The sequence below is a fragment of the Streptomyces sp. ME19-01-6 genome, assembly GCF_033793745.1.
Classification (GTDB): Bacteria; Actinomycetota; Actinomycetes; order Streptomycetales; family Streptomycetaceae; genus Streptomyces.
This window is the reverse complement of sequence record NZ_JARAXF010000006.1, coordinates 122,360-141,418: the sequence shown is the minus strand read 5'-3', so window position 1 is coordinate 141,418 and position 19,059 is coordinate 122,360. Positions and strand designations below refer to the sequence as shown.

The following is a 19,059-nucleotide window of genomic DNA, read 5'->3' as shown; positions in this document are numbered from 1 at the left end:
CCCCACCCTCGTGGTCCGACTGTCCCCCTGGCCGGTCCCCAGGAGCGTCGAGCGAGTCTGCCCCGCGTACCTCCACAGGGTCTACACCATACGGATATCGCTTCGGTATCGACTTTCACCTTTTCGCGGACAACCGGAGCCTAGTCCACCGTACGCACGGCGAGTGGACTAGACCTCTTACGGGGGATCGCGCGAGACTGTCCCCGTGAGACACGTCATCGCCCTGGATGTGGGCGGCACCGGCATGAAGGCCGCCCTCGTGGGGGCGGACGGCGCACTCCTCCATGAGGACAGACGGCCCACGGGCCGGGAGCGCGGACCGGAGGCCGTCGTCGCCACGATCCTCGACTTCGCCGCCGAACTGCGCGCCATCGGCGAGCAGCGCTACGGCACCCCGGCCGCCGCGGCCGGGGTCGGCGTGCCCGGGGTCCTCGACGAGGACCGCGGCATCGCCGTCTTCGCCGCCAACCTCGGCTGGCGCGATGTGCCGCTGCGTGCCCTGCTGGCCGAACGGCTCGCCGGAACGCCGGTCGCGCTGGCCCACGACGTACGCATGGGCGGGCTGGCCGAGGGCCGGATAGGAGCGGGCGAGGGGGCCGACCGCTTCCTGTTCGTGTCGGTGGGCACCGGCATCGCGGGGGCCATCGGCATCCACGGACACGTCGACCCCGGGGCCAACGGCTCCTCGGGGGAGATCGGCCACGTCGTCGTACGGCCCGGCGGCCCGGTGTGCGGGTGCGGGCAGTCCGGCTGCCTGGAGACGCTCGCCTCCGCCGCCGCGGTGGGCCGCGCCTGGGCGCGGGCGAGCGGCGACCTTCATGCGGACGCCGCGGACTGCGCCAAGGCCGTCGAGTCCGGCGACCCGCGGGCCGTGGCGGTGTGGCAGGAGGCCGTGGGCGCCCTCGCCGACGGCCTGGTCACCGGGGTCACCCTGCTGGACCCCGGGGTACTGATCGTCGGCGGCGGCCTGGCCGAGGCCGGGGAGACCCTGTTCGCGCCGCTGCGCACGGCGGTCGAGGAGCGGATCACGTTCCAGAAGCTGCCCTCTATCGTCCCGGCGGCCCTCGGGGACACCGCCGGATGCCTGGGCGCGGGTCTGCTCGCCTGGGATCTTCTCTCCACGGAGGTAAGCGCCTGATGATCGGACGAACGGCTCCCACGGCTCGAACGGTTCTCACGGGCGCCCGGGTGGTGCTGCCGACCGGCGTGGTCGAGGACGGACGGGTGACGGTCGAGGGCCGGCACATCGTCGAGGCGGGCAGGGCGGCGACCGGCGGAGCGCAGGTGAGCAGCGGCGGCGCGGCCGCCCCCGGCGGCTCCGCGCGCGATCTGACCGGCCACTGGATCGTCCCCGGCTTCGTCGACATGCATGTGCACGGCGGCGGCGGGGCGTCCTTCTCGGCCGGCACCGCCGAGGAAGCCCTCACCGTCGCCCGTACGCACCGCCGCCACGGCACCACCACCCTGCTCGCCTCCACCGTCACCGGCGACCTCGACGACCTCGCGCGGCAGGCCGCGGCCCTCTCCGAACTGGTCGAGCAGGGCGACCTGGCCGGCGTGCACTTCGAGGGCCCCTTCATCTCCCCGCACCGCTGCGGAGCCCACCAGCCGTCGCTGCTGCGCCACCCGGACCCCGCGGACGTGCGCAAGCTCGTCGACGCCGCGCGCGGCACCGCGAAGATGATGACCCTGGCGCCCGAACTGCCCGGCGGCCTGGACTCCGTACGGCTACTGGCCGACAGCGGCGTCATCGCGGCCGTCGGCCACACCGACGCGGCGTACGAGGCGGCGCTCGAGGCCGTCGAGGCGGGCGCGACCGTGGCGACGCACCTGTTCAACGCGATGCCGCCGCTGCTGCACCGCGAGCCGGGGCCGGTCGCCGCCCTGCTGGAGGACGAGCGGATCACCGTCGAGCTGATCAACGACGGCACGCATCTGCACCCCGCCGCACTGCGCCTCGCCTTCCGCCGCGCGGGCGCCGGCCGGGTCGCCTTCATCACGGACGCGATGGGCGCGACCGGCATGAGCGACGGGATCTACCCGCTGGGCCCGATGGAGGTCGAGGTCTCCGGCGGGGTCGCGCGGATCAGCAGCGGCCCGACGGCCGGTTCGATCGCGGGCTCGACCCTGACCCTCGACCAGGCCTTCGCCCGGGCCGTGACCCTCGACGGGCTGAGCGTGCCCGAGGCCGTACAAGCGCTGTCCGCGACCCCCGCGAAGGTCCTGGGCCTCGATGCCCGGGTGGGCTCCCTGGAGGCGGGCAAGGACGCCGATCTGGTCGTGCTGGGCGAGGACTTCGGGGTGGTGGGCGTGATGCGCCGGGGCGAGTGGGTGATCGATCCCGAAGTGGGCTGATCCGACACCTCGGTTGGGCGGGCCGGCCCCGGTGGGGGTCTGGGCCCGCCGCCGCCGTTTTGGCATGATCCTTCACAGCCGCGCAGCGCCGAGGACGGGCCGGGGGACGGAAGAACCAGAAGAACCAGAAGAACCAGAAGAAGGGGATGCCAGGGTGATCCTGACGGTCACGCTCAACACCGCCCTGGACATCACCTACCAGGTGCCACGCCTGCGCGCCCACACCACCCACCGCGTCACCGAGGTCACCGAGCGGCCCGGCGGCAAGGGCCTCAACGTCGCCCGGGTGCTGGCCGCCCTCGGCCACCGCACCGTCGTCACGGGCTTCGCCGGGGGCGTGACGGGGACAGTCCTGCGGGAACGGCTCGCCGAACTCGGCGGCGGGGTGACGGACGCCCTGGTGCCGATCGCCGGTACGACCCGGCGCACCGTCGGCGTCGTCGACGCCGACTCGGGCGACTCCACCCAGCTCAACGAGCCCGGCCCGATCGTCACCACGCCCGAGCGGTCCGCGTTCCTCCGCGCGTACGCCGAGCTGCTGCGCGAGGCGTCCGCGGTCGCGCTGTGCGGCAGCCTGCCGCCCGGCGTACCCGTCGGGACGTACGCGCGGCTCATCCGGGACGCGCGCGCGGCGGGCGTGCCCACACTGCTGGACACCAGCGGCGAACCGCTGCGCCGCGGCATCGCCGCCCGCCCCGACATCGTCAAGCCGAACGCCGACGAACTCGCCGGGCTCACCGGCTCCACCGAGCCGCTGCGCGCCGCGCGCGACGCCCAACGGCGCGGAGCGCGCGCGGTGGCCGCCTCGCTCGGCGCGGACGGCATGCTGGCGGTCACCTCCGAGGGCACCTGGCGGGCCGCCCCGCCGCGCCGCCTCGCGGGCAATCCGACGGGGGCGGGGGACTCCGCGGTGGCCGGGCTGCTGTCCGGCCTGGTCGACGGGGCCCCGTGGCCGGACCGGCTGGCACGCGCGGTGGCCCTGTCGGCGGCGGCCGTACGGGTCCCGGCGGCGGGCGAGTTCGACCGCGCCACCTACGAGGAGCTGCTGGGCCGGATCGAGGTCACCGAGGGCCCGGCGGCCTGAGCGGCCACCAGGCCCGGCGCCCCGCGCCGTACGGCGGCGTCGTCAGCCGTCCTTGCCGGTGAGCCACAGCTGGTCGAGGATGACCTCGCACTTGTCGCCGGCCTCACAGGACACCTTGACGGTGTTGGTGCCCTCGTTGAGGTTGACGAGGGACCAGGTGCTCGTCCAGCTCTTCTCCCAGTCGCCCTTCTTCGCGCCCGGGACGAAGTTCTCCATATTGATCGGCCGGGTCGACCGCTCCCCGTTGACGGTGAGCGAGAGCGACTGGTTCTCGCCGGGCACGCCGTACCTCGCGTACACCCGGTACTGGCCCGCCTTGGCGACGTCCACGTTCCAGGTCACGGACGCGCCGGGGGCGTTCATCCCGCCGACGTACTTACCGCCCTCGGCCTTGGCGCCGGGGATGTCCGTCGCGGGGGCCGCGCCGCCCTCCAGGCGCATGCCCCACGCGTCCTCGGTGGGCAGCGCGGACGGCTTCTTGGACGGCTCGGCGGTCTCGCTGGGCTTGACGCTCGCGCCCGCCGTGGGCGAGTTGGTGGGGTCGGCCTTGTCGTCCTTGTTGCCGTCATTGTTCGTGAGCATCGCGACGCCGATGCCGACCACGACCACGGCGACGACGGCGAGCGCGCCGATGAGCAGCCCCTTGTTGTTGGGGCCACGGCCGCGGCCGCCGCGCGAGGGGGCCGGCTGGCGGGGGGCGCCGCCGGGCATGGTCTCGGGGGCGGCGTAGTGGGCGTTCTGCTGCCCGTGGCCCTGCTGCTGGCCCTGGCGGCCGTACGCCTGCTGGTTCGGGATCTGCTGACCCTGCTGGTACTGCTGCTGGTTCTGCTGCCCGTAGGTGCGCTCGCCGACCGCGCGGACGTGGTTGTACGAGGTGCGGGGGACCCCTGGCTGGTGCGGGGCGGCCGGGCCCGGGTAGCCGTAGCCGCCGGTCCGGGGGGCGGAGCCCGACTGTCCCGGCTGGCCGTCCTGTCCGCCCTCCGAGCGGTACAGATAGGCGAACGGGTCGTCATTCTCCGGCGTGTCCGAGCCGTTGTTGCCGGCCGTCATCCCTCTCGTCACTCCCCTGTGCATATGGCCAAAGGCGCTCAGGTGCGTATGCGCCATGACAGCTCATATCAGGGCCGGGAGGGCCGCAACAGGGCATGCACTGTCCGGATGGCCAATATTCATGATCGATTCACCCTCGGCGGCAGTGCCGCATCAGGGCAGCCTACCCTGCCGAGGGCAACGCGAGTCGGAGAAGGTTCATCCGACGCGGCGGCGGTCCTTGGCGCGCGACCGCTTCTCGACGTACATCCGCTGGTCGGCCGACTGCAGCACTTCCTCGGCCGTCATCCCGCAACTGGCCCAGCCGATACCGAAGCTGGCCCCGACCCGGACGGCCCGGCCGTCCACCCGGATCGGTGGGGTGATCGCGTTGCGTAGCCGGACCGCCAGGTCCTTGGCGTCGGCCCGGCCGAGGCCGTCCGCGAGGACCACGAACTCGTCGCCGCCGAGGCGGGCCACGGTGTCCCCCTCCCGCACCCCGGCGGCCAGCCGGCGGGCGACCTCGATGAGGACGGCGTCGCCCGCGTGGTGGCCGAACCGGTCGTTGATCGACTTGAAGCCGTCCAGGTCGCAGAAGAGGACGGCCAGCCCCTTGTGGCCGTCGTCGACGTCGTCGTCCTCCCGTGGCGCGATGGCGTGTACATGGGGCTCGTACGGGATGGAGCCGCCCGGCCTGTTCGGCCCCGGCCCCTCGAAGACACCCGGCGCATCGAAGACGCCCGGCTCGTCGAAGACAGCCAACCTCTCGAACTCGTCGTAGCCGCGGGAGAGCGCGCCCGCCCCGGCGTCGGCCCCGGTCCCGGACCGCCCGGGCCGCGGCGGGTTGCCGCACAGCCTGCTGCCGAGGCGGGCGCGCAGCTCGGCGCTGTTGGGCAGGCCGGTCAGCGAGTCGTGGCTGGCGCGGTGGGCGAGCTGCAGCTCGTGGTGTTTGCGCTCCTCGATGTCCTCGACGTGGGTGAGCAGAAAGCGCGGGCCGTCAGCCGCGTCGGCGACCACGGAGTTGCGCAGGCTCACCCAGACGTAGCTGCCGTCCCTGCGGGCCAGCCGCAGCTCGGAGCGGCCGCCCTCGGCGGAGGTGCGCAGCAGGGTGCCGATGTCCTCGCGGTGCACGAGGTCGGAGAAGGAGTAGCGGCGCAGGGCGGAGGCCGGGCGGCCCAGCAGCCGGCACAGCGCGTCGTTGGCGCGCAGCAGCCGCCCGTGCTGGTCGCCGCCCATCTCGGCGATGGCCATGCCGCTCGGCGCGTACTCGAAGGCCTGCCGGAAGCTCTCCTCGCTGGCGCGCAGGGCCTGCTGCTCGCGCTCGAGGCGCAGCAACGCGCGCTGCATGTTGGCGCGCAGGCGGGCGTTGCCGATCGCGGTCGCGGCGTGAAAGGCGTACATCTGCAGGGCCTCGCGCCCCCATGCGCCGGGGCGGCGGCCATTGCTCGGCCGGTCGACGGTTATGACGCCGATCAGCTCGCCGCCCGCGCCGCCCGCCGTGTACATCGGGGCGAACAGGCGGTCCATGGGATGCCATTCGTCGGCGTAGCGGGGCGCGGGTCCGGGGGTGGGCCACTCCGGAACGTCGTCCTCGTCCAGCACCCACCCCTCCGTGTACGGGATGAAGTGCAGGTCGCCCCAGCGGTCGCCCATGGACAGCCGGCGCTCCCAAGAAGCGCGCGAGCCGACCCGGCCGGCCATCAATGCCTCGGCCCCGGCGTTTCCGCCGACGGCCGCGACGACCAGATCGCCGTCCGGACGGACCAGATTGACGGCCGAGAGCTGGTAGCCGAGCCCGGCGATCACCCCGTCGGCGACTGTCTGCACGGTGTCGGCGAGGCTGCGGGCGGTGTTCAGATCGGCGACCACCTGGTGCAACAGCCGCAGGGTCGCAAGGCGGATATACGGCTCCGACTCGGTCTCCATCGCTTGCTACTCCCCCGAGACCTCGACAGCAACTCCTGGCTTCTCGTCGTCCTTCTTGTCGTCCGACTTGTCGTCCGATTGCCATGGCCACTGAATCACAGCGAGCTGCCCACTCGGTACACAGGGTCAACAATTACTGCCTGGTGTGAGTCATGTCACAGACAGTGTTCAAGCCTTGGAGACAAGCGTGGGAGCGCTCCTGTTTTTTGTGAATGCAAATCCCGAAACGCCGTTCAGCCACTCATCCGAAGGTCGCCCACTGCCACCCCCGGCGTAGGGCGGATACAGCCCGCGACCTAGGACCGGCCTGGTCCCGGGGCCCGATGCGGAACCCGCCGGGCCCGCGTTAGCGTTCAGTACGTGCCGCACCCATCGAGTTCCGCCCCCGCGCAGCCCGCCATCCCCCATGCTGGTGGGGTGAGTGAGGACGAGTTCCGTGCCGCCCTGTCCCGACTCTCGGCGGGCGTGGTACTGGTGACCGCCCACGACCCGGAGGAAGGGGCGCGTGGCGAGGACGTCGGCATGACAGCCACCGCGTTTATGTCAGTGTCACTTGACCCGCCGCTCGTCATGGTGAGCGTTCGCAACGGCTCGCGGATGGACGACCTCCTGGCCCGACAGCCCCTCTGGGCGGTATCGGTCCTGTCGGAAAGCCAGCGCCACATAGCGGGACGATTCGCCATGAAGGGGCGCATCAGCGACAGGCTACTGTTCGAGGACATCCCCTATACGCGCGGCGCCACCACAGGCGCGCCCCTCGTCGGCGGGGCGCTCGCGATCGTGGAGAGCCGCACCGAGCAGCGGGTGACGGCCGGCGACCACACGCTGGTGGTGGGCCGGGTGCTGTCGGCGGGGACCCCGAGCGCGGACGGCGGCCCGCTGATGTACTTCCGGGGCCGCTACCGCACGCTGGACTGACCCTCTCCCCGCTCGGGTAACGTCGTCCACGCTCCTTTTGGCGATCGAGAGACCGACGAACCCATGGAAATCTGGATCAACCCCGCCTGCTCCAAGTGCCGGTCCGCGCTGACCCTGCTGGACGCCGAGGGCGCCCAGTACACGGTGCGCCGCTATCTGGAAGCGCCGCCTACGGCCAAGGAGATCGAGGACGTACTGCACCGCCTCGGCCTGGAGCCCTGGGACATCACCCGCACCGGTGAATCCGCCGCGGCCGAACTGGGCCTGAGCAACTGGCCGCGCGAGGAGTCCGCCCGCGCCCGGTGGATCGAGGCGCTGGCCGCCCATCCGATCCTCATCCAGCGGCCGATCATCACAGCGGACGACGGCACGGCGGTCGTGGGCCGCACACCGGACGCGGTCCGCTCCGTACTCCCGTAGCCGCCCGGAGCCGCCCGTCGAAGCAGACCTTCACGCCGTCGGCCAGGACAAGCGGCCAAAGCGCGCCACCCCGACTAACCCCAGTCCCGCCCGGACCGCCCCCGCTTGGTGTCGCCGCGCTGCTTCTTCTCCCGCAGCCGCCGCTCGTTGATGCCGCGTGGGATACGGGTCGGACGGCGCGGCTTGGGCGGCGGCGCGGTCGCCTCGGCCAGCAGCGACGCGAGCCGGACCGCGGCCGTCTCACGGTTGCGCCACTGCGAGCGGTGCTCGGAGGCCCGTACGGTCACCACCCCGCCGACCAGCCGCCCCGCAAGCCGCTCCAGCGCGCGCTCCTTCCACACCGGCGGAAGCGCCTCGGTCGCGGCCAGGTCGAAGCGCAGCTCCACCTGGCTGTCGCTGGTGTTGACGTGCTGCCCGCCCGGCCCGGACGACCGCGAGAAACGCCACATCAGCTCGGCCTCCGGCAGGGAGACCGAGCCACGGATGACATAGGGCCCGGGCATGCCCCTATGATCCCGCGCCGCCGGAGGGCCGTCATCTGTATTTCGCGCCGGGCGAGAGCGAACCGCCCGGCGATAAGACTTGGCAAAGAAGGTAAAGGAACCTGGAACCGGTGGGCGGCTGACGGCGTTGAGGTGGGTGACGGTAGCTTCGTCCGGAGTACGAAGCCCCGAGGACTCGACCACGAAAGGGACTCCCCATGGCTGTAAGCCTGTCCAAGGGCGGCAACGTCTCGCTCACCAAGGAGGCACCGGGCCTGACCGCCGTCACGGTGGGCCTTGGCTGGGACGTCCGCACCACCACCGGTACCGACTTCGACCTGGACGCGAGCGCCATCGCCGTGAACCCGAGCGGCAAGGTCTACTCGGACCAGCACTTCATCTTCTTCAACAACAAGTCCACCCCGGACCAGACCATCGTCCACACCGGTGACAACGTCACCGGCCAGGGCGAGGGCGACGACGAGCAGATCAACGTCAACCTGGCGGGCCTGCCCGCCGACGTCGAGAAGATCGTCTTCCCGGTCTCCATCTACGACGCCGAGTCCCGCAGCCAGAACTTCGGCCAGGTGCGGAATGCCTTCATCCGCATCATCAACCAGGCCGGCGGCACCGAGATCGCCCGCTACGACCTGAGCGAGGACGCGGCCACCGAGACCGCCATGGTCTTCGGCGAGCTCTACCGCAACGGCGCGGAGTGGAAGTTCCGCGCGGTCGGCCAGGGCTACGCCGCGGGCCTGGCGGGCATCGCCAAGGACTTCGGCGTCAACGTCTGAGGTCTGACGAGCCACACCACGCCGAGGGCCGCCCTGTTCAAGGGCGGCCCTTGGCGCGAGGCCGGTGTCACGCTCTGAGGAACGCCAGCACCGCCAGGACCCGGCGATGCCCGTCCGTGTCCACTGGCAGATCGAGCTTGTTGAAGATGTTGCCGATGTGCTTGTTGACGGCGGCTTCGCTGATGAACAACTGGGCCGCCAGATTCGCGTTGGACCGTCCCTCCGCCATGAGGCTCAAGACTTCCTTTTCGCGGGCGCTGAGCCGTTCCAGAGGATCGTGACGGAGCTTGACGAGCTGGTGGATCACCTCGGGGTCCACCACGGTCCCGCCGCCGGCCACGCGGTCCAGCGCCGCCATGAAGTCGACGACCGCACCGACGCGTTCCTTCAACAAATAACCCACCGCCGCGCCGTTGCACGAGTCGAGCAGCCGTACGGCATACGACCGCTCGACGTACTGGCTGAGCACCAGCACCGGCAGCCTGGTGTACGTCTCGCGCAGGGCCACCGCCGCCCGCAGTCCGTCGTCTCCCTCCCCGGGCGGCATCCGTACGTCCGTGATCACAAGATCGGGCCGGTCGTGGTGGACCGCCTCGAGCAGCGCGTCCGCACTGCCCACCGCGGCGAGCGTCTCGTGGCCGAACCGCTGCAACAGGCTGACCAGCCCTTCACGCAACAGGACGGCGTCCTCCGCGACGATCACGCGAAGTGGCATGGAATCTCCACATGGAGCAGGGTCGGACCGCCGACCGGGCTGGACACCCGCATCCGGCCCTCCAACGCGGTGAGCCGGTCCGCGAGACCGGTCAGACCGCTGCCGGCGCTCGGCTCCGCGCCGCCGTGTCCATCGTCCGTGATCTCCAGAACCAGCACGTCCGCATGGTATCGGCCATGGATCTTGGCGCTCTTGGCGCCGCTGTGCCGCGCGATGTTCGTCATGGCCTCGTTGATCAGGTAGTACACATTGGTCTCCAGTTGCCGAGGGAGTCTTCCCGGCAGCTGGAGATCGACGGTGACCGGGACGGGGAAACGGCTCGCGTGGTCCTGCACGGCGGCGACCAGGCCGTGGTCCGCGAGCACCGGGGGGTTGAGCCCCCGGATGAGACTGCGCAACTCCTGGTGGGCGGTGGAAAGCTGCTCCTCGGCCGCCGTCAGCTGGGCGGCCAGCGGAGATCCCTCGGGGATGTCCAGGCGCATCAGACCCAGCATCATCCCGAGCGACACCAGCCGTTGCTGCGCGCCATCGTGCAGGTCGCGCTCGATGCGTACGCGCTCGGCGTCGAAGGAGTCGATGAGCCGCACGCGCGAGGCCTGGACCTCCCGCAGGGACTCCCCGAGTTCGCCGTCCCGCGGGGCGAGGAAGGTCCGGGTGAGCGCGGCGCGCGCCCCCGCCCACGAGGTCACGGTGTACGGCGAGGCCAGCAGCACGATGACACCGAAGACCGCCCACGGCCAGGTGGTCCTGTCTTGGAGTGCCTCGAACGTGAGCACGGGCAGTCCGAAGGAGAAGGCGAGTACCAGCAGGTCCAGCCACCACAGCGCCGCCGCGGAGACAAGCGCGAACCCCAGCTCGCGCCAGGTGACCTGTTCGGTCAGCCGGGTCGACATCCAGGCGCGGAAACCGGCTCCGTCAGGAGGCCGGTGCGGGTTCGGCATCTCGTCGCGGTCGACGAGGCGCAGCCGGTACCGCTCGACCGTCGCCACGGTGTTCGACGACAGCACGACGCCGACCAGCGGGGCCACACCGACCAGGACCACCAGCAGAAGCAGCCCGGCCACGAGCCCTGTCACGAACACCGCCACCGCGGCCGCGCCGACCACAACACCGGTGGCCAGATACGCCAGTGAGCGCCATGGCCAGCTGGAGGTCAAGAAGCTCAGTGGGCGCTGAGCCATGGCCTGCCAGGCCGTTCTGGGGTACATGCGACGACGCTATCCCGCGCAGCCGGTCAACTCAGTAGAGCTGGCTCTACCTACGGACTACAGCTCAGATCAGTGCGGTGGCACGGGTCGTCCCGCTGAAATCGACGCCATGACCCCTACCAGGCAGGCACCCGCATCCGATGCGGTTGAGCTTCACACCGTCCGCAAGGTCCACGGAGCCGGCGATCGCTCCGTCACCGCACTGGACGGCGTTTCCATCGGCTTTCCCCGTGGGACCTTCACCGCCATCATGGGGCCGTCCGGCTCCGGGAAATCCACGCTGCTCCAGTGTGCGGCCGGTCTGGACCGGCCCACCGAAGGCCGGGTCGTGGTGGCCGGTGTCGACATCGGCCGGAAGAACGAGCGGGAGCGCACCACATTCCGGCGCGACCACATCGGCTTTGTGTTCCAGTCCTTCAACCTGGTCGAATCACTGACCGCGGCGCAGAACGTCGAGTTGCCGTCGCGTTTCGCCGGGCGCCGGGTGGGCCGCGGGCAGGTCGCCGAGGCGCTGGCCGCGGTCGGTCTGTCCGAGCGGGCGGGGCACCGCCCCAGCGAGATGTCCGGCGGCCAGCAGCAGCGCGTCGCACTCGCCCGCGCGCTCGTGACCCGGCCGGACGTGCTGTTCGCGGACGAGCCCACCGGCGCACTGGACACCATCACCTCGCGCGAGGTGCTGCACATGATGCGCATGCTGGTCGACCAGGAGGGCCAGACCACGCTCATGGTCACCCACGACCCCATGGCCGCGGCGGTCGCCGACGTGGTCGTCTTCCTCAAGGACGGCCGCATCACGGACCGGATCGCCCTCAGCCGTGGCTCCGACAGCCGCAACGCCGCCTCGATCGCCGCCCACATGGCAAAGCTGGAGGCGTGATGCTGGTCTTCGCAAACGTCCGTGAGCGCTGGAGCAGCTTCCTGGCAGCCTTCGCCGCGGTGCTGGTCGGCGTCGCGCTCATCACCACGACGCTGATCATCTACGACTCCTCCCTCCCCAACGTCCAGTCCCGTCTGGCGGGTGCCCCCGCGCTCGCGATCCCCGACCAGGCGGCCGACGAGGACGGCAGCCCGAAGGACCGGGTGCCGTGGAGCGAAAGCGAGGCGCAGCCGCTCATCGAGAGGCTGCGCGAGGTGCCCGGCGTGGCCTCCGTGGTCGTGGACCGCTCGTTCTACGCGCAGGCCTTCCGCGGCGAGCGGCCGGTGGCGGACAAGGGCGCACTGGAGGCCGGGCACGGCTGGCCGAGCGCGCGCCTCGCACCGTACGAGCTCGTCAAGGGACGGGCGCCGGCCACGGACCACGAGGTCGTGGTGGACCGGTCGCTCGGGGTGGCTCCGGGCAGCACCCTCACGGTGAACATCACCGCCGGCCGCACCGAGTTCCGCGTGGTCGGCACCGTCGACGGACCGGGCTACTACTTCACCGACGCCTTCGCCGCACGGCAGGAGCCCGGCGTCGGCGCCCTCGCGATCCTCACCGACAAGGGCGCCTCCGTCAGCGAGGTCAAGGCGAAGGCCGAGAGCGTCGTCGGCGACAAGGGCACCGTGGTCACCGGCGACGGCCGCTCGGCGCTCCAGCCCGAGTACGTGGAGCACAAGCGGTTCCTCGGCACACAGCTCATCACGGCTTTGGCGACGCTCGGCCTGTTCACCACGGTCTTCGTCGTCGCGTCCATGCTCGCCCTGGCGACCGGGCTGCGGCGGCGGGAGATCGGCCTGCTGCGCATGATCGGCGCGACCCCCCGGCAGGTGCGCCGGATGATCCTGGGCGAGGCGGGCGTCATCGGCCTGCTCGGCTCGCTGACCGGCTGCCTGACCGGTATCGGCGCCGCACCATTGCTGCGTGACATCCTCAAGGGGCTCGACGTGACGCCCCCGGAACTCACGCTGCGGGTGGCGATGTGGCCGCTGTTCACGGCCGCGGCCATCGGTATCGGCGTCAGCGTCCTCGGGGCCTGGTCGGCCGGACGGACCGCTGCCAAGGTCGCGCCGGTCGAGGCGCTGTTGGACAGCGGGGCGAACAGCCGGACCATGAGCCGTGCACGCTGGATCGGCGGCCTGACCGTGCTCGGCCTCGGCCTGGTGCTCGCGATCGCGACCGCCTCGGTCGCCGCCGACAGCCGCATCAACCTGGCGATCTGCGCCACGATGGTGCTCATCGTGGCAGCGGCGCTGCTCGCGCCGGTGTTCGTCGGCCCCGTCGGACGTGCCCTCACCTCGCCGTTCGAGCGGTCCCGCTCGGCCGCCCCCCTGCTCGTGCGGGCGGAGCTGGGCGCCAACGCGCGCCGGGCGGCCTCCCTCGCCGCTCCGGTGATAGCCGCCGTCGGTTTCGCCGTCCTGCTCAGCGGCATGGTGGAGACCATGCGTGTGGCGTACCCGGCGGGCGACGCGGTCAAGCTCAAAGGACAGATGATCGTGACTCCGGACGGGACACCGGGCAACACCGACGAGGTGGTCGCCGCCAACCCGGTGGGCAAGGCCGCGCTGCCCACCCGCGCCTTCGTCCGCGACAAGGACGGCGACCTCGCCGTCATCGACGCGCTCGGCTCACGCGACGCGCGCTGGGACAAGCCGGGCCAGGCGGTGCTCGGCGAGCGGATGGCGGCCTTCCTCGGCGTGAAGGCCGGTGACAGCCACACGGTGCGCTTCGCCGACGGCACCACGATGACGCTGCGCATCGCACAGGTCCTGGCGGACGACCCCGCCCGCGGCGACTTCGTCGTGGCCCGCGCGCTGGTGCGCGAGCACGATCCGGCCGCGCTCACCGACGACATCTTCGTCCCGGCCACGTCTCAGCCCGCCACCGCCGTCCCCGGCACGGCCGTGCACGACGCGATGCGGTACGCGCTCGACGATTACAACACCGACGCGAAGCTGACCGACAGCCTCGCCACCATGCTGATCGTCATCGCCGTCGGCTACAGCGGCATCGCCGTGGCCAACAGCATGGCCATGACCGCACACAGCCGGCGCCGCGACTTCTCCGTGATGAGGTCGGCCGGCGGCACGGAACAGCAGCTACTGCTGTTCTCCGTCGCCGAGACCACCCTCGTCACCACCGTCGGCGCGGCCCTCGGCGTCCTGGTGCCCCTGGGCCCGCTGGCCGGCATGGCGTCCGGGCTGTCCCAGGCGACCTCCACCGACGTCGGCCTGCACCTGAACCTGTCCACGGTCGCCTGGGTGATCGCCGGCTCCCTCTTGCTGGCCACCGCGGCGAGCGTGATCGTCACATGGCGAACCATGCGCCGGGAAACGGCATAGGACGGCGTGGCGATCAGCGCCTCCGCGAGCTGCCTCAGCCCGGCCCGTCATGCAGGCGCAGCAGCAGGCCGTGAAGAAGGGTGCGTTCGTCGGTGCTCAGGGGTGCGAGGATCGCGTCCTGAACGGCCTCGGCTTCGTCGATGAGAGCGGCGAGGGCATCGCGCCCGGCCGGTGTGACGGTGACCAGGACCTTGCGGCGGTCGGCGGGGTCGCGGTCGCGGGTGACATGCCCCTGGGCGGCGAGTTCATCGAGAAGCTTGGTCATGTCACTTGTGTGGATGGCCAGTCGCTGGGCGAGGTCCCGCTGAGCGTGCGGGCCGAAGTCGGCGAGGGCGGCGAGCGTCGCCATGTGCCACAGGCGCAGCTCCTTGACCGCGAGGCGTTCGGCGAGGAGACCTCGGGCATTCTTGCCCACTTTGGACAGAAGGTAGCTGGTGAGCGAGGTGAGACTCGGAGGCATTGCGGACATGCCCTTATGGTAGGTCAACACCAATCATTGGTGCGCACCTATCATTGGAGAAGGAATCCATATGGACGCGATGCACCCGCGCCTCCTCGTGACTCGATTCGGCGACTGCTTCCGGTTCTACGACTCGGTCTTGCCGAAGCTGATCGGCGCTCGTCTGACAGGCGGCAATGAGCAGGGCCCTTACGCGAGTTGGGACGTGGGCGAGGAGGGGGCGGTGAGGCTCTTCGACCGCGCCGCCATGGCCGCGGCGGCCGGGACCACCGAGCTGCCCGAGCACCGGCCCGCACAGGATGCGGTCATGCTGGTCAGCCGGGTCTCCGATGTCGACGCGGCCCATGCGCTGTGTCTCGCCAACGGGGCGCAGGACGTCGCCGGGCCGACCGCGCGCCCCGAATGGGGGCCGACATGCCGCACGGCCCATGTCCGCGACCCCGAGGGCAACTTGCTGGAGCTGCAGTCCTATTGACCGAACCGCCGGAAGCAAGGCCCGGGGTCTCATCGACTCGCCCCCGAAGGAGCCGTACCGCAAGCAGCTCCACACGCCCCCTCAAGGGCCGCCGCGCTGAGCGCCACAAAGGCTTCCTCGATCGACGCGAGGGTACGCGCGCCGGCGCCCGCATCCGGCGCACGCTCGACAACCGTCAGAACCACGGCGAACTTCCGGGGTCAGTCGGCGAGAAAGCCGTCACCCTTGATTTCCGACACGAAGGCGGACCACGCAGGGGCGGGGAAGACCAAGGCGGGGCCGTCGGGGTGTTTGGAGTCGCGTACGGGCACTATGCCGGGGTGGCCGTCGGCCACCTCGACGCATTCGCCGCCGTCAGCATTGCTGTAGCTGCTCTTGCGCCACACAGCGGCGTTCAGGTCAGGGGTGGTCGACATGCCTTCCAGTCCTCCATCGCCGCTCGGATCATCGCCTCGGAGTCGCAAGGCGAGAGGGCCATGGCCCTGAACAGATCTGGAACGTCATATGCCCACCCCTGTGTCCCGTTTCCACCCCTTGACGAGGCAAGGGAGTATTTAGGTCCACCCAATTTAGGACACCCACGGCAATCCCGCTGTCACAACAGGTAATTACCCCCTCGAAGGGATGGCTCGGCCCTGCGCCGAAGGCGCGAGACGATGCCCGCCACCCGCCCGAGCCGAATGCCGCCCACCGGCGCACACGCGGTCCACGCGGATCAGAACTCGCTCGTATCCAGCTCGAATTCGAAGGGATACGGCAGGGCAACCGTCTTGCCGAGCTCCACCTCGGTCCGCCGGGCGTAACGCTGCCCGGCGGGCTCGGTGTGCACGACCACGTGGCCCCGTTCCCTGTCGATCAGGAGGTAACAGGGGATGCCCGCCTGGGCATAGCCGCGAAGCTTCGGCCCTCGGTCGTTCTCGGCGGTCGAGCCCGAGGTGACCTCGCCGACAAGCAGTGTGGGGCTGGGGTCGTGGTACTCCAACGCGTCGCTGAAGCTGCCTTTGGGCGCGATGACGAGATCGGGTACGACCTTGCCGGTGGGCGACCCGCCCGGGACGAGAAGCCCGATGCCGGTGTAACGCCCCAGGTCCTTCCGATGGTCACGCACTTGCCCCGTCACTTCGGACACAATCTCTTCGTGCTCGCCATTGGCGGGAGGCACCACGTGGATTTTCCCTTCGATCAGTTCCACGCGCCACCCCTCAGGGGCTGCCGCGCTCAACGCCACGAAGGCGTCCTCGACCGATGAGACGGTGTTCCCGTCGGTGTCCGTGTGCGGTGCGAGCTCGGGAGCCGTCAGTGCCACGGTGGACCTCCTTCGTACGGAGCGACGCTCCCAGCCTAGGCGGGCAACCGATGGATCAATGCGCCAGATGTCACCCATACGAGGAGTGCTCAGCGTTCCCGCAGGTCATGGGTGTCACCTCTGAGCTCCAAGTTGCTCGCTCACGCGGACCCCGGCGCCAGGGCCCGCGCGATGAGGTCGTCGGACAGCTCGCGCAGCCTCCGGCGGGCCTGCGCGTCGTAGGCCTGGGGGTCCGCGCGGGATTCCTCCGTGCCGTTGAAGTAGCGGCCGGAAGGCACGCCGCGCGCGGGGGCGGAGAGGAGGTGCAGGACCGCTTGCGCCCCTTCCTGGACCGTGCTCCAGGGCGCGACGGCGGCCTCGCGGACCATGGTGGTGGCCATGTACGTCGCGGGATGCAGGGCGCCGACGAAGACGGCGGCGGGGTCGAGTTCCTCGGCCAGGTCGAAGGTGAACATGATCTGGGCGAGCTTGCTCTGCGCATACGCGTGCGAACGGTCGTAGCCGCACTCCAGCATCACATCGGTGAAGTCGAGCGCCCGCTGGCCCACCGAGGCGACGTTGACGACGCGGGCCGGGGCGGAGCGGGTGAGCAGGGGCAGCAGGCGGCGGGTGAGGTGGTAGCCCGCGAGGTAGTTGACGGCGAATCGGAGTTCGTAGCCGTCGGCGCTCTCCTCGCGGCCTCGGCCGGGCGGGCCGCCGCCGAGGCCGGCGTTGTTGATCAGGACGTCCAGCCGGTCGCAGCGGGCGAGGACCTGGTCCGCGAGGCGGTCCACCGCCCGCAGGTCGGCCAGGTCGGCGAGCAGCACCTCGGCGCTGCCGCGAGCCGTGGCCGGCCCGGCCCCCGAGTCTGCCCCGGAGCCCGGTCCGTGGCCGGACGCGGACCCGGCCGTCGCCTCCCGGATGCGCTCGCACACCTCCTCCGCCCGCTCCGCGTCCCGCCCGTGGACCAGCACATGCGCGCCTTCGGCGGCGAGCCGCACGGCCAGCTCACGACCGAGCCCGTCCGTCGAGCCGGTGATCAGTACGGTCCGGCCCGCGACCGCGGAACGCACCGTCACAGCGCCGCCGCGTTGAGCCGCAGGCCGCCGTCGACCGACAGGACGGTGCCCGTGGTGTAGCTGTTGCCGATCAGGTATCCGATGGCGTCGGCGATGTCCTCCGCCGCGCCCACACGCCCGGCCGGGGTGACCTTGGCGTAGCTGTCGAAGGCTTGCTGCCGCGCCTCGGCGGGCATCCAGTCCCACCACGGGGTGGCGATGACGCCCGGCGACACCGCGTTGACCCGCACCGGCGCGAGTTCCACGGCCAGCACCGGAACCATCGCCTCGACGGCGGCGTTGACCGCCGCCAGCCCCGCCGTGCCGGGCAGCGAGGCGCCGGACGATCCCGCGGTGATGAAGGTCAGCGAGCCTTCGGGGGCAAGCACATCGAGCGCCGCCTGTGCGGCGACCGTCTGGGCGACGAGCTTGCCCTCGACCGCGGTGCGCAGTTCGTCGACCGCCAGGTCCTTGAAGGGGCCGGCCGCCGAGGCGCCAGTGGCGGTGATCACGACGTGGTCGACCGCGCCGAGGCCGGTGAAAAAGGCGCGCATCGCCGCCTCGTCACGCGCGTCCACGGACCGGCCGGTGGCGGCCCCGCCCAGCTTCCGCAGCTTTTCCAGGGCGGCCGCCAGGCGATCCGCGTCCCGCCCGGTGATCACGACCTCGCGGCCCTGGGCCAGCTGCCGCTCGGCCGCGGCCAGCCCGATGCCCGAGGTGCCGCCGATGATCACGATTCGTTCCGTCATTGCCTGCTTCTCCTCAGCACTTTTTACGAGGCACGGTGACTCGTTAAATTTAATTCGAGGCATGGTGTCTTGTAAAGTGGGTTCCATGACAGGCATCCCGGCGCGCGGCAGACCGCGCAGTGAACAGGCGCGGCGGGCCGTCCTGGCCGCGGCGCTGGAGCTGTGCCATCGCGACGGCTTCCAGCCGCTGACCATCAAGGGGATCGCCGAGGCGGCCGGGGTCGGGCGGCAGACGGTCTACCGCTGGTGGCCGACGAAGGAGGCCGTGCTGCTGGAGGCGTTGCGCGACCTGACGGAGCGCGAGGCCCCAACCCTTCTCCCGGACACCGGCGATCCGCTGCGCGATCTGGAGACGTTTCTCGTCGCCGCGTACACCATGACCGCGCGGCTGACCGGCCAGGCCGTCGCCGGGCTGATGGCCGAGGCCCAGCGCGACCCCGAGCTCGCCGACCGGCTGCAGGCCGGGCTGCTCGCGTCGCGCCGGCGCGCGCTGCGCGAGGTGCTGGAGCGGGCGGTACGGAAGGGGAAGCTGAGCGAGCACGCGGCCTCGCTCGACCTCGCGGTCGACCTCGCCTTCGGGGTGATGTGGTACCGGCTGATGAGCCGACACGCCCCCGTGAACGCCGAACTCGCCCACGAGGTGTCAGCCGCGCTGCGCCGGCTGCTCGCCCCACCGGGCGGGGTTGCGTCGGCGGGCGGGGTCGACGCCGGGTAGAGCACCCGGCCGCGAAGGCCGGTGGGGGGTAGCGCCCGCCGGGCCGCCAGACCGCGGGGGTGCGGAGGCTCCAGGCCGCCGGGGCGCCGGGCCGCCAGGCCTCCAAGCCGCAGGGGTCCGGGCCGCCA

20 protein-coding genes are annotated in these 19,059 nt (G+C 71.3%); 10 read left to right on the top strand and 10 right to left on the bottom strand.

Features of this window, described 5'->3' with window-relative positions:
• Positions 1 to 205: 205 nt before the first annotated feature.
• The 3 genes from PV419_RS16535 (at position 206) to PV419_RS16525 (ending at position 3,439) form a co-directional block, all read left to right on the top strand.
• Positions 206 to 1,138: an ROK family protein gene (locus PV419_RS16535; protein WP_319689312.1), complete on the top strand. Its 933-nt coding sequence runs from the start codon at positions 206 to 208 to the stop codon at positions 1,136 to 1,138.
• Positions 1,138 to 2,355, top strand: coding sequence for an N-acetylglucosamine-6-phosphate deacetylase (nagA, locus tag PV419_RS16530; RefSeq protein WP_319689311.1), 1,218 nt, complete (start codon positions 1,138 to 1,140; stop codon positions 2,353 to 2,355). Before PV419_RS16535 ends, nagA begins: the two co-directional genes overlap by 1 nt.
• A 154-nt stretch (positions 2,356 to 2,509) precedes the next feature.
• Positions 2,510 to 3,439, top strand: coding sequence for a 1-phosphofructokinase family hexose kinase (locus PV419_RS16525; RefSeq protein ID WP_319689309.1), 930 nt, complete (start codon positions 2,510 to 2,512; stop codon positions 3,437 to 3,439).
• Between the two features lie 42 nt (positions 3,440 to 3,481).
• Here PV419_RS16525 and PV419_RS16520 read toward each other — a convergent pair whose 3' ends face one another.
• Both PV419_RS16520 and cdgB read right to left on the bottom strand, forming a co-directional pair.
• The gene (locus PV419_RS16520) at positions 3,482 to 4,489 is read right to left on the bottom strand and encodes a CBM35 domain-containing protein (protein ID WP_319689307.1); all 1,008 of its coding nucleotides are present in this window, start codon (positions 4,487 to 4,489) and stop codon (positions 3,482 to 3,484) included.
• 198 nt (positions 4,490 to 4,687) lie between these two features.
• Positions 4,688 to 6,394 (bottom strand): diguanylate cyclase CdgB, encoded by a 1,707-nt coding sequence (cdgB, locus tag PV419_RS16515; protein WP_319689306.1) that lies wholly within the window; start codon positions 6,392 to 6,394, stop codon positions 4,688 to 4,690.
• 417 nt (positions 6,395 to 6,811) lie between these two features.
• On the opposite strand from cdgB, the gene PV419_RS16510 reads away from it, so the two are divergent.
• Both PV419_RS16510 and PV419_RS16505 read left to right on the top strand, forming a co-directional pair.
• Positions 6,812 to 7,312: a flavin reductase family protein gene (locus PV419_RS16510; protein ID WP_319689305.1), complete on the top strand. Its 501-nt coding sequence runs from the start codon at positions 6,812 to 6,814 to the stop codon at positions 7,310 to 7,312.
• A gap of 63 nt (positions 7,313 to 7,375) precedes the next feature.
• On the top strand, positions 7,376 to 7,732 hold the full coding sequence (locus PV419_RS16505) for an arsenate reductase family protein (protein ID WP_319689302.1): 357 nt from the start codon (positions 7,376 to 7,378) through the stop codon (positions 7,730 to 7,732).
• Between the two features lie 74 nt (positions 7,733 to 7,806).
• Here the strand turns inward: PV419_RS16505 and arfB are convergent, their stop codons facing one another.
• Positions 7,807 to 8,235, bottom strand: coding sequence for an alternative ribosome rescue aminoacyl-tRNA hydrolase ArfB (arfB, locus tag PV419_RS16500; RefSeq protein WP_319689301.1), 429 nt, complete (start codon positions 8,233 to 8,235; stop codon positions 7,807 to 7,809).
• Between the two features lie 197 nt (positions 8,236 to 8,432).
• On the opposite strand from arfB, the gene PV419_RS16495 reads away from it, so the two are divergent.
• Entirely contained in the window at positions 8,433 to 9,008 is a 576-nt protein-coding gene (locus PV419_RS16495) for a TerD family protein (protein WP_319689299.1), read from the top strand.
• A 67-nt stretch (positions 9,009 to 9,075) separates the two neighbouring features.
• On the opposite strand, the gene PV419_RS16490 is transcribed toward PV419_RS16495, so the two are convergent.
• Positions 9,076 to 9,723 carry a response regulator transcription factor gene (locus PV419_RS16490; RefSeq protein ID WP_319689297.1) on the bottom strand — a complete coding sequence of 216 codons (648 nt, stop codon included), beginning with the start codon at positions 9,721 to 9,723 and terminating at the stop codon, positions 9,076 to 9,078.
• Positions 9,708 to 10,931, bottom strand: a complete 1,224-nt coding sequence (locus tag PV419_RS16485) for a sensor histidine kinase (RefSeq protein ID WP_319689296.1) — start codon at positions 10,929 to 10,931, stop codon at positions 9,708 to 9,710. The genes PV419_RS16490 and PV419_RS16485 overlap by 16 nt, the downstream gene beginning before the upstream one ends.
• 109 nt (positions 10,932 to 11,040) lie before the next feature.
• Here PV419_RS16485 and PV419_RS16480 point away from each other — a divergent pair, with 109 nt between their 5' ends.
• Together PV419_RS16480 and PV419_RS16475 are read left to right on the top strand one after the other, a co-directional pair.
• Complete coding sequence (locus PV419_RS16480; protein ID WP_319689295.1) at positions 11,041 to 11,808, top strand: ABC transporter ATP-binding protein; 768 nt, start codon at positions 11,041 to 11,043, stop codon at positions 11,806 to 11,808.
• The gene (locus PV419_RS16475) at positions 11,808 to 14,189 is read left to right on the top strand and encodes an ABC transporter permease (protein WP_319689294.1); all 2,382 of its coding nucleotides are present in this window, start codon (positions 11,808 to 11,810) and stop codon (positions 14,187 to 14,189) included. The genes PV419_RS16480 and PV419_RS16475 overlap by 1 nt, the downstream gene beginning before the upstream one ends.
• 34 nt (positions 14,190 to 14,223) lie before the next feature.
• Here the strand turns inward: PV419_RS16475 and PV419_RS16470 are convergent, their stop codons facing one another.
• Positions 14,224 to 14,658 (bottom strand): MarR family transcriptional regulator, encoded by a 435-nt coding sequence (locus PV419_RS16470; RefSeq protein WP_319689293.1) that lies wholly within the window; start codon positions 14,656 to 14,658, stop codon positions 14,224 to 14,226.
• A gap of 61 nt (positions 14,659 to 14,719) precedes the next feature.
• On the opposite strand from PV419_RS16470, the gene PV419_RS16465 reads away from it, so the two are divergent.
• Positions 14,720 to 15,124: a VOC family protein gene (locus PV419_RS16465; RefSeq protein ID WP_319689292.1), complete on the top strand. Its 405-nt coding sequence runs from the start codon at positions 14,720 to 14,722 to the stop codon at positions 15,122 to 15,124.
• Between the two features lie 200 nt (positions 15,125 to 15,324).
• On the opposite strand, the gene PV419_RS16460 is transcribed toward PV419_RS16465, so the two are convergent.
• The 4 genes from PV419_RS16460 to PV419_RS16445 all read right to left on the bottom strand — a co-directional run bounded on the left by PV419_RS16460 (position 15,325) and on the right by PV419_RS16445 (position 18,216).
• Positions 15,325 to 15,540 (bottom strand): DUF397 domain-containing protein, encoded by a 216-nt coding sequence (locus PV419_RS16460; RefSeq protein ID WP_319689290.1) that lies wholly within the window; start codon positions 15,538 to 15,540, stop codon positions 15,325 to 15,327.
• Between the two features lie 299 nt (positions 15,541 to 15,839).
• A complete protein-coding gene (locus tag PV419_RS16455) occupies positions 15,840 to 16,430 on the bottom strand; it encodes a Uma2 family endonuclease (RefSeq protein ID WP_415925315.1) in 591 nt (196 codons plus the stop codon).
• A 140-nt stretch (positions 16,431 to 16,570) separates the two neighbouring features.
• Positions 16,571 to 17,482, bottom strand: a complete 912-nt coding sequence (locus tag PV419_RS16450) for an SDR family NAD(P)-dependent oxidoreductase (protein ID WP_319689288.1) — start codon at positions 17,480 to 17,482, stop codon at positions 16,571 to 16,573.
• 2 nt (positions 17,483 to 17,484) lie between these two features.
• Positions 17,485 to 18,216: an SDR family oxidoreductase gene (locus PV419_RS16445; protein ID WP_319689286.1), complete on the bottom strand. Its 732-nt coding sequence runs from the start codon at positions 18,214 to 18,216 to the stop codon at positions 17,485 to 17,487.
• Between the two features lie 85 nt (positions 18,217 to 18,301).
• On the opposite strand from PV419_RS16445, the gene PV419_RS16440 reads away from it, so the two are divergent.
• A complete protein-coding gene (locus PV419_RS16440) occupies positions 18,302 to 18,931 on the top strand; it encodes a TetR/AcrR family transcriptional regulator (RefSeq protein ID WP_319689284.1) in 630 nt (209 codons plus the stop codon).
• The last annotated feature ends 128 nt before the right edge of the window (positions 18,932 to 19,059 follow it).